Below are 13,074 nucleotides of genomic sequence, written 5' to 3'. Positions count from 1 at the left end.
AACATTGAAAGGACATGAGCATATGAGAACTTTGATTAAAAACGGTACAATTGTTACAGACAGAAATGAATTCATCGGTGAGGTTTTGATTGAAGATGAAAAAATAATCGCCATAGGTCAAAATCTTAATACGAGCGCAGATAAGATTATTGATGCAAAAGATAAGCTGGTAATGCCCGGAGGAGTAGACCAGCACACGCATTTTTCTGCGCTTTGCAATGTAGGCGACAGAGACACAGCAGGTTATGAGACAACGGATTCGGCTATCGTGGGAGGTACAACCACGATTATAGATTTTGCTCCACAGGATCCGGACACAGGGCTGCTTGATTCTATCGACTATCGGATTAATGTCCGCGCAAAAAATAAGGCCTGCGTGGATTTTTCCCTTCATGCAATGGTGACTTATCTTATGGACAGCATTTTTGATGAAATTGATGAATTCCCGGAGAGAGGAATTTCCAATATCAAAATCTTTATGGCTTACAATGGTTCACCTCTTCATGTTGATGATGGATCTTATTATCGTATTTTGGAAAAGGCAAAGAAGGTAGGTGCAACTGTCTTTGTTCATGCTGAAAATGGTGAAATTCTGGACTTTTTGAGAAATGAATGTGTAAAAAAAGGACAGTTGACACCGAAGTATCACTACGTTTCAAGACCGCCGTTTACTGAAGCGGAGGGTGTACGCAGGGCGGCTTATTTAGCAGGAAAAGTGGGAACCCCTTTATATATCGCACATGTAACCTGTCGTGAAGCGCTGGATGAAATTGTGGAAGCAAAGGGAAAAGGAATCAATATTAACGGTGAAACCTGTACACACTATCTGACTACTACAAAAGAGGCACTTGAGAATCCTGATTTTAATGAGGCTGCAAAGTATGTCTGCTCACCGGCGCTTCGCGATCAGGAAGATATCGATGCGCTATGGGAAGCTTTGAACAGTGGTCTGCTCACCGGTATTTCTTCGGATCACTGCGGTATTGATGTAGCAGAGTTGAAACAAGCCGGCAGAGAAGACTTTACACAGATTCCAAACGGTTCACCGGGAGCAGGAGATCGTTTCTCTATGATTTGGACTTATGGTGTAGAAACCGGAAAAATATCGAGACAAAAATTTGTGGAACTGATAGCCACCGGACCGGCAAAGATTAACGGAATTTTTCCGCAAAAAGGGACTTTGGAGGTTGGATCTGATGCAGATATTGTTATATTTGACCCGGCATGGACAGGTGAGGTACATCTGGCAGACAATCCTAATGGGGTGGATTACAATCTTTATGAAGGAAGAAAGCAGATCGGCAAGGTAGAAACTGTGCTGCTTCGCGGCAGGATTGCAGTGGAGAATGGAAAATTTGTCGGAGAGTACGGAATGGGACATTTTATTCCTGCAAAAATGTATGCCGGATGCTATACAGGTATTTAGTTTAAAATGTGATTTCGTATTATCTGTTTTTATGATAGAATGAAAATAACATTTTGAGACGAGGTGTCCGGCATGTCAGACTTGAATATCGAAAAGATATTAAATATTTACAACTATTTCGACGGAATTATGGTTACGGATGAAAAAGGCGTTATCAAATATTACACTAATTTCAGAACAGACGTGTACAGCCTGCAGATGGAGCAGATTGTAGGAAAAACGATTTTGGAAATTCATCCGGACTTAGCCGAGGAGGACAGTACAATTATGCAGGTGCTGAAGACAGGGCAGCCCATCTATGACAGGGTGGAGCACCTGACTACAGGACATGGAGATTGCGTTACAAACATCTGCAGTACGCTGCCCATTATGCAGGGCGGCAAGATTGTAGGCGCTATTGATTTTTCCAGGAGTATTGACGATGGTCGTGACAAGAATATTCAGCGTCGATACATTAACCTGCCAAAAATGGAAAAGCAATCGGATGTTCTGTATCATCTTGATGATATAGTTACTGCCTCGCAGAAGGTAAATGAAATAAAGAAGCAGATTCCTATGATTGCCAATACAGATTCCGCTGTGATGATCTATGGAGAAACCGGTACTGGAAAAGAGATGATTGCACAGAGTATTCATACTTCCGGGGTGAGGTGTGCGCATCGCTTTATTTCGCAGAATTGTGCTGCAATCCCGTCGAATTTGCTGGAGGGTATTTTGTTTGGTACGGTAAAAGGCAGTTTTACCGGAGCGGAGGATAAAGCCGGTCTTTTTGAACTTGCGGACGGCGGCACATTGTTTTTTGACGAAGTTAACTCAATGGAAGTCAGTATGCAGGCCAAAATTTTAAAAGCGATTGAGGAGAAACGCGTAAGACGTATCGGAGACGATAAGATGATTCCGTTTGATGTTAAAATTATCAGTGCTGTAAATAAAAATCCTATGGATTGTATTAAAGCAGGGCTTTTACGACAGGACTTGTTTTATCGGCTCAGTACAGTACTGATAGAAATTCCCACACTTCGAAACCGTCTTGCTGATATTCCGATTATGACCAATTACTTTATCAATCAGAATAACAGAAAGATGAATAAGGAGGTGATTGGAGTAAGTGATGATGTAATGGAACTGTTTTGTCAGTATCCTTGGCCGGGCAATGTGCGGGAACTGAAAAATGTGGTTGAGGGAGCTTTTAATGTACTTAGCTCCCGTGAAATCAAAATGGAAAACTTACCGCTTTATTTGACAACGCATTATGAAGATGAAAAGTCCATCATGATGAATTATGAGGACAGCCTGAGTTTAACAGAAAGGGTCGAGGAATATGAAAAACGTCTGATTGTCCGGGCTATTGACTCAACTAAGAATATTTCTTTAGCGGCCAATAAGCTGAAAATTTCAAAACAGGCTTTAAATTATAAACTATTGAAATATGGACTGAAGCAAAAGAAAAAATAGAGGAAAATTAAAGTTTCGAAAACCGTAAGATTGCAGCACTTTGATTGCAGCTTACGGTTTTTTATTTGTCAAATAAGAGAATTATCAGACAAATACGGTAAAGAATAAAAATATTTTTACTCAAAATGTAAAAATATATAAGAAAATTTTTGAATAAATCGTCATGAATATTGAAATTAGCGGAAGTATCATTTTGGCACGGTCATTGCAAAATATATGAGAAAAGAGTTTAAGAATGAAACGAAAAAGACGAGTAAAGATGAGAAAGAAGGAGAGAAGATGAAGAAATATTTAGTCAAGCGTCTGATTCAATTGCCGATTATTATTTTGGGCGTAATAATTGTTACATTTTTAATTGTACAATTCACTCCGGGAGATCCTGCTGTGAAACTTGCAGGAAGTTCTGCGCGCGTAGAAGATATAGAGGCGATCAGGGAGCAGCTCGGTTTAAATAAACCGTTATGGGAGCAGTTTGTTGATTACTTTACAAATGTGCTTCACGGTGATTTTGGACGATCCTTCTTGAGAAAGACCGAAATTAGTAAGGACCTTATGTCTGCGCTGGTAAACACAATATATTTAATTGTATTTGCCAGAATCTGGTCTGTTGCAGCGGCAATTCCCCTCGGTATTATCGCAGCTTTGAAACAGAATACATGGATCGATAAAGCCTGTATGGGACTGACATTAGCGGGTGTATCCATTCCACAATTCTGGCTTGGACTTATGCTGATGAAAATCTTCTGTCTGCAGATGGGACTGTTTCCGTTCTCCGGAATGGGTAATTCTTTTTTCAGTCTGGATGGCATGATGCACGCCTTTTTACCGGCGCTGATGCTGGGGCTGCCGCAGATGGCTTCTATATCCAGATTGACACGTTCGGAAATGCTGGAGGTTATGCGGCAGGATTATATCAGAACAGCTAAGGCGAAAGGACTGCGTTATAAATCTATTGTAATCAAGCACGCACTTAAAAATGCATCTCTTCCTTTGATTACAGTCATCGGGACGCAAACAGGCTATATGCTCAGCGGCTCTGTGGTAATTGAAAGTATTTTTGCATGGCCGGGACTTGGCAGATACTCTATTACTGCAATTATTGGAAATGATTATCCGGTCATTCAGGCAAGCATTCTGCTCTTTGCGATTATGTTTCTGGTCGTAAATCTGATTGTGGATTTGACCTACAGTGCTGTTGATCCGAGAATCAAATATTAAGGTGGTGAATAATTTGGAAATGTTAAATAACAGTCCGAAATGGATGATGCTGCGAAAGTGTTTTCACAATAAAAGTGTAACCATAGGCGCCGTTATTTTATTAATTATGATTTCAATTGCTGTTTTGGCACCGGTGCTTGCACCGAATGATCCATACTTAACGGATGGTTCAATGGCTCTGAAGGGACCGATGGAAGGGTATCCTTTTGGGACTGACGAACTGGGAAGATGTCTGTTGAGCCGGATGCTGTACGGAGCCAGAATAACGATTCCATATAGTTTGATGTCTCTGGCAGTAGCTGTTCTGGTAGGTGTTCCTCTTGGATTGATTTCCGGATTTTATAAGCATCTCGATAATCCATTGATGCGGTTTATGGACATCCTTATGGCATTTCCGGGAATGCTTCTTGCAATCGCTATCGTTGCCACATTAGGACAGGGTCTGGGTAATGTAACGATTGCTGTAGGTCTGGGATCTATGCCGGCCTATGCCAGACTGATACGCGGACTGGTTCTGTCTCTGAAAGAGATGCCTTATATTGAAGCCTCCATCTCTGCAGGCGGTTCAGATTTGAGAATTCTGGCAAAGCATATTCTCCCGAACTGCATTCCTACAATTGTGGTCTATTCGATGCTGGAAATGGCGTGGATTATAATGTCTATTTCTACTTTGAGCTTTCTGGGAATCGGGGCTACGCCTCCAATTCCAGAATGGGGCGCATTGATTAGTGCCGGCAAGGACTATATCAGCTCTTCACCGCATATATCGGGATTTCCGGTTATCTTCATCTTTATCACAGTAACCGGATTTAACTTGCTGGGTGATGGGCTGCGCGATGTCCTGGACCCTCGTATGTAGAAAAGAAAAGGAGTCAGAGATGAGTAAAAATGATAACTTAATTGAAGTGAATCACCTTTCTGTCACTTTCTATAACGGTAAAGATGAAAATCATGCTGTTCAGGATGTTACATTTAGAATAAAAAAAGGTGAGGTCCTTGGAATTGTAGGTGAATCGGGCAGCGGCAAAAGTGTGTCTGCTATGTCCATTATGCAGCTGATTCCATATCCTCCGGGAAAAATTACGGGAGGAGAAATCATTTTTAAAGGCGAAAACCTTTTGGATAAAACTGAAGAAGAAATGATGAAAATCAGAGGCAATCAGATTTCTGTAATTTTTCAGGAGCCGATGACTTCATTTAATCCACTGTATACGATCGGTTCGCAGATTGAAGAAGCGATTGTACTGCATCAAAAAAAGTCCAGGAAAGAAGCTGAACAAATGGCAATTGACCTGCTTCGTGAAGTGGGAATTTCTTTTCCGGAAAAGAGGGTAAAGGAATATCCGCATCAGATGTCAGGAGGTATGCTGCAGCGGGCGATGATTGCTATGGCACTGTCGTGTAATCCGCAGCTTCTCATTGCAGATGAACCGACTACTGCACTGGACGTAACAATACAGGCACAGATTTTAGATTTAATTCGCAAACTGCAGTCCGAAAGAGAAATGTCTATTATGATGATTACACATGATTTGGGCGTAATAGCGGAAGTTGCAAAATATGTAGTGGTAATGTATGCGGGCCGAGTTGTCGAAGAGGCGACCGTGGAAAGTCTGTTTGAAAAACCGCTGCATCCTTATACGAAAGGTTTGATGAAGTCCATTCCAAAAATAGGAAATCATGAGAAATTGTATATGATACCTTTTAAAAGCGGTGCCAATAAAATAAAAACAGGATGCAGGTTCTGTCCGCGATGCGAATATGCTATGGATATTTGCAGTGAAAAGGAACCTGAGCTTTTCGAAATCGATAATGGCAGGAAGATCAGATGCTGGCTGCATATTGCAGAAAAAAAGGCAGGTGAAGCATAATGGAAAAAGAAATACTGTTATCTATCAGGGATATAAAAAAGTGGTTTGCGATTGATGATAAGCTGATTGGCAAACCAACATCCTTTGTAAAAGCTGTTGACGGCGTTTCGTTTGATGTTTATAAAGGAGAAGTGCTGGGACTGGTGGGTGAAAGCGGATGCGGAAAGACCACTATCAGCCGGTCAATCTTAGGTCTGACGCAGCCGACCTCCGGCAGTATTGTTTTTGAAGGCAAAGAGCTGATGGGAATGAAAAAAAAGGAACTTCGTAAGATGCGCAGTGATTTGCAGATTGTATTTCAAGATCCCTACTCCTCTTTAAGCCCAAGAATGCGTATTGCTGAAACTATAGCAGAACCTATGGAAATACAGAAAAGGGGAACCCGAAAAGAAAGAAGACAGAGAGTAGAAGAACTGCTGGAGATTGTCGGGCTGGAAAAAGGATTTGCTGATCGCTATCCACATGAGTTTTCGGGCGGTCAGAGACAGCGTATCGGAATTGCCCGCGTTCTGGCAGCTGATCCGAAATTTATGATTTGCGATGAACCGGTTTCCGCACTGGATGTTTCGGTTCGTTCGCAGATTCTCAATCTTCTGTTGCAATTGAAAGAAGATTTTGGGCTGACAATGTTATTTATTTCCCATGATTTATCAGTGGTGGAATATATTTGCGACCGGATTATCGTGATGTATTTGGGGAAGGTTATGGAAATCGCGAAAAGAGATGATTTGTATAAGAATCCCGCACATCCGTATACACAGGCATTGCTTTCTGCAATACCGATTCCGGATCCTACGGTGAAGAAGGAGAGAATTCTTTTGGAGGGAGATACGCCGAGTCCTGTCGATCCGCCGGTAGGCTGCAGATTTTGCACCAGATGCGCCAATGCAAAGGAAATTTGCAAAACGCAGGAACCTGTACTGAAGGAAATTGAAGATGGTCATCTGGCTGCATGTCATTTCGTTTAGAACATATTGCAGGAGGTGGTGTGCTTGAACAAAGAAAGTGTTTTTTTAAAAGCCAAATATATCATTATTTGGGATGGAAAACAGCATCGTCAGTTGGAAGACGGTTATCTGGAGATAAGGGGAAATGAGATTGTAGATTTTCATAGAAAACTTGCAGAAGGTACCCCTTATGAGGATTTGGGAAATTCAGCGATTATCCCGGGCTTTATTAATCTTCACTGTCACCCTTCGGAGGTATATGGGGGCAGAAGTTACAAAGAGGATCAGGGGAACGCTAACTTTTATGATTCGACTTTGTATGATTATGCCGGTTTGGTATCCTTTGGTGAGGAGTGTGCGGAAATACAGGCAAAATTAAATATAGCCGAGATTTTGAAGAGCGGGTGTACCACATCTCTGATTTTCGGGGGACCGGAGTCCGAACTAGAGGCAGAAACAGCAGAACAGACAGGAATTCGAGCCTATATAGGATGGGGTGTCAGGGCAGGAGACGCAAAAGAGGAAATCAGTATATGGGATTCTCCTGACGGTCACAGCCTTACATTTTCTTTTGATGAGGCGAGCGGTATGCAGCGTCTGCGGGAGGCAGTGGATTTTGCTAAAAACCTTGAAGGTTCGGGCAGCGGCCGAATTAAAGGTTTGCTTGCACCGACACAGACTATGACCTGTACAGAGGAAATGCTCCGTCAGGTACGCAAAGAAGCGGACAAACATGGTATTGGCATAACGATTCACGGCAGTGAAGATTTTATAGAGTTTGAAACTTCCATTCGTCATAGAGGGAAAACCCCGGTAGAAGTAATGCACGAAACAGGACTGCTTGGTGAGGATTTGGTTATTGCACACTGCTGCTGTATTACAGGGCATTCCCAGATTTACATGAGAGGAAGGGATTTACAGCTGCTCGGTCAGGCGGGTGCAACAGTGGCGCATTGTCCAATCGTTCTTGCAAGGGAGGGAGACACTTTAGAAACTTTCGAGCGTTATCAGCAGGCAGGCGTTAATATGGGAATCGGAACAGATACTTTTCCGTCGGATTTTATTCAGGAAATGCGAATGGCAGCAATTATGGGTAAGATAACGGGACGAAGTACCTTCGCAGCAAGTGCAAAGGATATCTTTTATGCAGCTACTGTTAACGGGGCACACGCACTGGGGAGAAAGGATTTAGGAAAGCTGGCTCCGGGCTGTAAAGCGGATTTTTCAGTTATCAGTTTAGATTCCATTGAGATGAGCCCCGTTCGAGATGTGGTGAAAAATCTGATATACAGTGCTACAAGGCATTCAGTACAGCATGTGTATGTAGATGGACAGCGCATTGTAGAAAATGGGAAAGTGAAAGGAATTGACGAAAAAGCTTTGTGTGGTCAATTACAGGAATTTGCTGAAGCGGGATGGAAAAAAGCTGAAAAAAAGGATATTCGGCATCGCGGAATTGATGTATTGTCTCCGCTTTCATTTTCTAAGATTAACCTTGATTAAAAATGAGGAGGAACGTGAAAATACTATGAAATTTTTTAAAGCTAAGTACATTGTTGTATGGAAAAACGACAGTCATCGCATTTTGGAAAACGGTTATCTGGCTGTAGACGGAAAACGGATTTCCGGTTATATGTCAGAACTTCCGGAAGGTGCACAGTGTGAAGATTTGGGGAATGCGGCAATCATACCGGGTTTTGTAAATCTGCATACGCATCCGTCAGAAGTATTCAGCATCAAGAGTTACATAGAAGACTGCGGAAACCCTAATTTCTTTGAATCGACATTAATGGATTATCCGTTTCCGGCTCTGGGAAAACGAGGCGCGGAGATTCAGACAACTTTAAATCTTGTCGAACTCATCAAAAGCGGCTGCACGACGTCTTTGATTTATGGAGGGCCTTATTCCGGACTGGAAGCAGAAACAGCAGGCCAAATGGGACTTCGTGCCTATGTCGGAGCAGGAATTCGGGCAGGTGACCGAATGGAGGCAGACAGTGTGTGGCATTCACCTGATGGTCATTCAGTCACTTACGACTTTAATGAGAAAAGCGGCTTTGAGAGAATTCGGGAAGCAGAAGTCCTTGTGAAGGATTATGACGGAGCCTATGATAACAGAATTCATATTATGATGGGCCCGACGCAGTCCATGACCTGTACACCTGCAATGCTGAAGGAAACTCGTAATACTGCTGACAGGCTGGGTGTTGGCATCACCATTCATGTTGCTGAGGATCTTGCAGAAGTGGAAGGATGTATCAGACTTTATGGGAAAACACCGGTGGAGCTATTGTATGATACGGGCATGCTGGGTGAGGATGTAGTACTGGCACATTGTGTATTTATATCCGGACACAGTCAGGTGTTTATTCGGGATGACAGAGATCTGAATTTATTGGGCCGGACTAAGAGCAATGTAGCACACAGCCCTACTCCATTTATCAGAGTAGGAACGAATCTTGAGTCTTTTGCGAAATACTCGGATGCAGGTGTTAATGTTGGTATGGGAACAGATACATTCCCATCGGACATGGTGCAGGAGATGCGTCTTGCTGCGTTCATGGCGAAATCTCAGGAACGTACTACTTACAGAACCAGAGGCAGAGATATCTTTAATGCGGCGACAATCAACGGCGCAAAAGCGCTGGGAAGATCGGATTTAGGCAGACTTTGTGAGGGTGCTATGGCAGATTTTTCTATTGTAGATCTGAGTACAATCGAGATGACGCCGTCCAGAGATATTATTAAGAGTATTGTCTACAGCGGTACCAGACATTCCATATCCCGTGTTTATGTTGAGGGAAAGTGTGTGGTTCAGGATGGTATGGCCTGTGGAATTAATGAGAAAAGCCTCTGTGAGGAACTGCAGGCTTTGGGCGAGGAAGCGTGGAAAAAATTAAAGACGCATGACGGTAAATTGATGGACGAGTTTTATCCAATGAGTTTTGAGAAACTGTAATAAGAAAGGTGAAAAAATGAGTGAAATTAAATACTATAAAGCCAAGTATATTATCGTTTGGGATAAGGGATGTCATAAAACATTGGAAAACGGATATCTGGGTGTAGACGGTGATACCGTTGAGGGATTCTATACACAGATTCCTCAGGGAGCACCGTATGAAGATTTGGGAAATGCAGCAATTACACCGGGGTTTGTAAACCTCCATACGCACCCCTGCGAGGTATACAGCTTAAAGAGTTACAGAGAAGATGTAGGTAATCCGTATTTCTATGAAGGTACGCTCTATGACTATGCACTGGTTATGTCGCTGGGAGAAAGAGGAGCGTTTTTACAGGCGAAACTCAATTTGGCTGAGATTTTGAAAAGCGGCTGTACGACTTCGCTGATCTATGGAGGAGGATATTCCAGAACGGAGGCAGAACTGGCGGGAGAAATGGGTATGCGCGCATATGTTGGCGCACCGGTAAGGGCAGGAGACCGATATGAAGAAAGGAGCATATGGTATTCGCCTGACGGCCATTCTGCAGTTTGCGATTTTGATGAAAAAGAGGGATTTGACCGTATTGAAGAAGCAGAACAGCTGATCCGCGATATCGATGGAACTTATGACGGCAGAATACACGGAATTTGGGCACCGACGCAGACTATGTACTGTACGCCTGATATGCTGAAAGAAGTCAGGAAGAGAGCGGACAAAATGGATAAACGGATTACCATCCATGGAGCGGAAAGCCCGCTTGAATTTGAAACCAGTATCCGCATGTACGGCAAGACTCCTGTTAAGCTGATGGCTGATACCGGCATGCTGGGTGAAGATGTGATTGTGCCGCATTGTTTGTATATTACGGGACACAGTTCGATTAATATGGCAGGCGACAGTGATTTGAAGCTTCTTGGTGACAGTAAAACTACAGTAGCCCATTGTCCAATCGCTATTTCAAGAAGCGGAAATACGCTGCAGTCTTTTGCTAAGTATCAGAAATACGGTGTCAATATGACAATTGGTACAGATACGTTCCCGTCAGATTTTATTCAGGAAATGCGCATGGCAGCCGTGATGGGAAAAATTGTTGACAGAACAACTTTTGCGGTTAGTGCCGGGGATATTTTTAATGCAGCGACAGTCAACGGCGCCAAAGCACTGGGACGCAGTGATTTGGGCAGGCTGGAAAAAGGAACGAAGGCGGATTTTGTTGTATTCAAGTTGGATAACATTGAAATGAGCCCGGTTCGTGACGTTGTAAAAAATATTGTTTACAGTGCTACAAGACATTCTGTTAACAGGGTTTATGTAGGCGGAAAATGTGTTGTAAACGACGGCAGAATCGATGGTGTGGATGAAAGAGAACTTGCCCTGGAACTGCAGGAGGTATCAGAAGGCTCGTGGAGCAGAACTGCGCAGCACGACCGTTTTAAACGCAGCGTAGATGAGTTGTCTCCGCTGGTATCTCCAAAATATGAGGACTAGCTGATTTGTTGAAAAGGTGGTGTAATTCACTCACTTTTCAAAATATAACGAAATGAGGAAAGAAAGATGTTAAAGCAGAAATGGAAAAGAATTAGTGCAACTTTACTGATCTTTGTCATGGTATTTGCCCTGGCTTCATGCGGCGGCGATGACGGCGGCAGCTCAGAATCTGAAGAACTGGTTGTCGGTACTTACTCTGAGGGAAGCAACTGCATAATGGATCCGCAGATGACCTCTTCTTACGGGGACTGGCAGTATGTAAACCAGATGTATGATACGATAGTGACTACTGATTTTGACGGTGAGACAATTAAGGATGCACTGGCAGAAAGCTGGGAGGTTTCCGATGATGGTATGACTTATACTTTCCATCTGAAAGACGGAATCAAATTCCACAGCGGTAAAGCACTGACTTCAGAAGATGTAAGGTGGACCTGGGAGCGCTGGCGGACAGAGTCCGGTACGTGCTATTCTTATTATCTGGACTTCGTTGACACGATTGAAACACCGGATGAAAAGACTGTTGTAGTAAATATGAGCAAGCCGGATAATAATTTCCTGGTAAACATGACTGTTCCTGTTGCTTCTATTATGAATAAGGATGCGATAGAGCAGGCTGAGGCTGACAACAAGGTTTACGGCGTAGAAGTTGTTGACGGTACCGGTCCGTTTAAACTGGAGGAATATGTAGCAAGTGATTACCTGAAGATGACAAGAAATGACGATTATACCTGGGGCTCTTCTATTTTTGAAAACCAGGGTCCTGCACATATTTCCGGCATAAAAGTAAGATTCGTTCCGGAACCGGGAACCAGACAGATGGAATTTGAAGCCGGCAATATAGATGTACTGGGCAACGGCTGCGTATTTGCCAATGAACTTGATGGACTGCTTGAAAAAGGCGATTACACTTTAGAAGAATATAATCCTCCTTATCCAGTATTCCTCATGTTCCAGACGGAGAGAGTGCCTGACAAGGCAGTAAGACAGGCATGCAACATGGCTATTGATAGAGACGAAATCATCAATACAGTTATGGGTGGACATTGTGAGGCAATGTATACAGGCCTTCCTGAGGGATACAAATGGAATTGGAAAGAAGGAAAAGACTATTACAAGTATGATTTAGAGGCAGCAGGAAAGCTTCTTGAGGACAACGGTTATAAGCTGGAAAGCGATGGATATCGGTATAAGGATGGCGAAAAGCTTTCCATGGAGATTTCCTATTGCGATTCTGATGAAGATGCAAAAACAGCGGAACTGTTCCAGGCACAGATGAAAAAAATCGGCATTGACGTTATCGTAAATACTTCTACTGCTGATTTCTGGGATAGAATCGGAGGCGATGGAGACAATGATTTTGATGTGCTGATTATGGGTGCCTATATCAATTCCGCAGAGGATATGCTGCAGGAATACATGTACAGTAAAAATATGCCGGCACCGAATCGTTCCAAGTGGAGTGATCCTGAAGTTGACAAGCTTTTAGCTGAGGCAAGAAGCACAACGGACGAAACGAGAAGAATGGAATGCTATGAAGAAATACAGAAAGTTGCTGCAGAAGAAGCAATCTGGGTACCGCTTTACAGCAAAAACGGCTGGTCTGTTCTGAATAATCGTGTGAAAGGCTATAAAGCGCATCCGACCATTATGGAAGGCGAACCGAAGTTCTTAGACGTTTCAAAATAATGATAATGCCTGTGATACAGGCTGCGGATAAGAGGACA

General features: G+C 43.0%; 10 protein-coding genes. All 10 read left to right on the top strand.

Translation table 11 applies throughout. The annotated features are described in order from the left end of the window. Positions 1–22: 22 nt before the first annotated feature. Positions 23–1,426: a dihydropyrimidinase gene (hydA, locus tag D1151_RS00760; RefSeq protein ID WP_160202865.1), complete on the top strand. Its 1,404-nt coding sequence runs from the start codon at positions 23–25 to the stop codon at positions 1,424–1,426. Positions 1,427–1,498: 72 nt separating this feature from the next. Next, positions 1,499–2,881, top strand: a complete 1,383-nt coding sequence (locus D1151_RS00755; RefSeq protein WP_161907584.1) for a sigma-54-dependent Fis family transcriptional regulator — start codon at positions 1,499–1,501, stop codon at positions 2,879–2,881. Positions 2,882–3,160: 279 nt separating this feature from the next. Continuing rightward, positions 3,161–4,099 carry an ABC transporter permease gene (locus D1151_RS00750; RefSeq protein WP_160202863.1) on the top strand — a complete coding sequence of 313 codons (939 nt, stop codon included), beginning with the start codon at positions 3,161–3,163 and terminating at the stop codon, positions 4,097–4,099. A 19-nt stretch (positions 4,100–4,118) separates the two neighbouring features. Then, complete coding sequence (locus D1151_RS00745; protein WP_160202862.1) at positions 4,119–4,958, top strand: ABC transporter permease; 840 nt, start codon at positions 4,119–4,121, stop codon at positions 4,956–4,958. 19 nt (positions 4,959–4,977) lie between these two features. After that, positions 4,978–5,970 (top strand): ABC transporter ATP-binding protein, encoded by a 993-nt coding sequence (locus D1151_RS00740; RefSeq protein ID WP_160202861.1) that lies wholly within the window; start codon positions 4,978–4,980, stop codon positions 5,968–5,970. Continuing rightward, positions 5,970–6,938: an ABC transporter ATP-binding protein gene (locus D1151_RS00735; protein WP_160202860.1), complete on the top strand. Its 969-nt coding sequence runs from the start codon at positions 5,970–5,972 to the stop codon at positions 6,936–6,938. Before D1151_RS00740 ends, D1151_RS00735 begins: the two co-directional genes overlap by 1 nt. Positions 6,939–6,962: 24 nt before the next feature. Next, on the top strand, positions 6,963–8,420 hold the full coding sequence (locus D1151_RS00730) for an amidohydrolase family protein (RefSeq protein WP_160202859.1): 1,458 nt from the start codon (positions 6,963–6,965) through the stop codon (positions 8,418–8,420). A 25-nt stretch (positions 8,421–8,445) separates the two neighbouring features. After that, entirely contained in the window at positions 8,446–9,876 is a 1,431-nt protein-coding gene (locus tag D1151_RS00725) for an amidohydrolase family protein (RefSeq protein ID WP_160202858.1), read from the top strand. A gap of 16 nt (positions 9,877–9,892) precedes the next feature. Continuing rightward, entirely contained in the window at positions 9,893–11,347 is a 1,455-nt protein-coding gene (locus D1151_RS00720; protein ID WP_160202857.1) for an amidohydrolase family protein, read from the top strand. A 66-nt stretch (positions 11,348–11,413) separates the two neighbouring features. After that, entirely contained in the window at positions 11,414–13,036 is a 1,623-nt protein-coding gene (locus D1151_RS00715; RefSeq protein ID WP_161907583.1) for an ABC transporter substrate-binding protein, read from the top strand. The last annotated feature ends 38 nt before the right edge of the window (positions 13,037–13,074 follow it).

It is taken from the genome of Emergencia sp. 1XD21-10 (genome assembly GCF_009936045.1).
In the GTDB taxonomy this organism is placed as follows: Bacteria; Bacillota; Clostridia; order Peptostreptococcales; family Anaerovoracaceae; genus Senimuribacter; species Senimuribacter intestinalis.
The sequence above is the reverse complement of the archived record's forward strand: the minus strand, read 5'-3'. Positions and strand labels throughout refer to the sequence as shown.

Bases quoted from the DNA above. Each gene is read 5' to 3' on its own strand.
- hydA (WP_160202865.1), top strand. From the start codon at position 23: ATGAGAACTTTGATTAAAAACGGTACAATTGTTACAGACAGAAATGAA.
- D1151_RS00755 (WP_161907584.1), top strand. From the start codon at position 1,499: ATGTCAGACTTGAATATCGAAAAGATATTAAATATTTACAACTATTTC.
- D1151_RS00750 (WP_160202863.1), top strand. From the start codon at position 3,161: ATGAAGAAATATTTAGTCAAGCGTCTGATTCAATTGCCGATTATTATT.
- D1151_RS00745 (WP_160202862.1), top strand. From the start codon at position 4,119: ATGTTAAATAACAGTCCGAAATGGATGATGCTGCGAAAGTGTTTTCAC.
- D1151_RS00740 (WP_160202861.1), top strand. From the start codon at position 4,978: ATGAGTAAAAATGATAACTTAATTGAAGTGAATCACCTTTCTGTCACT.
- D1151_RS00735 (WP_160202860.1), top strand. From the start codon at position 5,970: ATGGAAAAAGAAATACTGTTATCTATCAGGGATATAAAAAAGTGGTTT.
- D1151_RS00725 (WP_160202858.1), top strand. From the start codon at position 8,446: ATGAAATTTTTTAAAGCTAAGTACATTGTTGTATGGAAAAACGACAGT.
- D1151_RS00720 (WP_160202857.1), top strand. From the start codon at position 9,893: ATGAGTGAAATTAAATACTATAAAGCCAAGTATATTATCGTTTGGGAT.
- D1151_RS00715 (WP_161907583.1), top strand. From the start codon at position 11,414: ATGTTAAAGCAGAAATGGAAAAGAATTAGTGCAACTTTACTGATCTTT.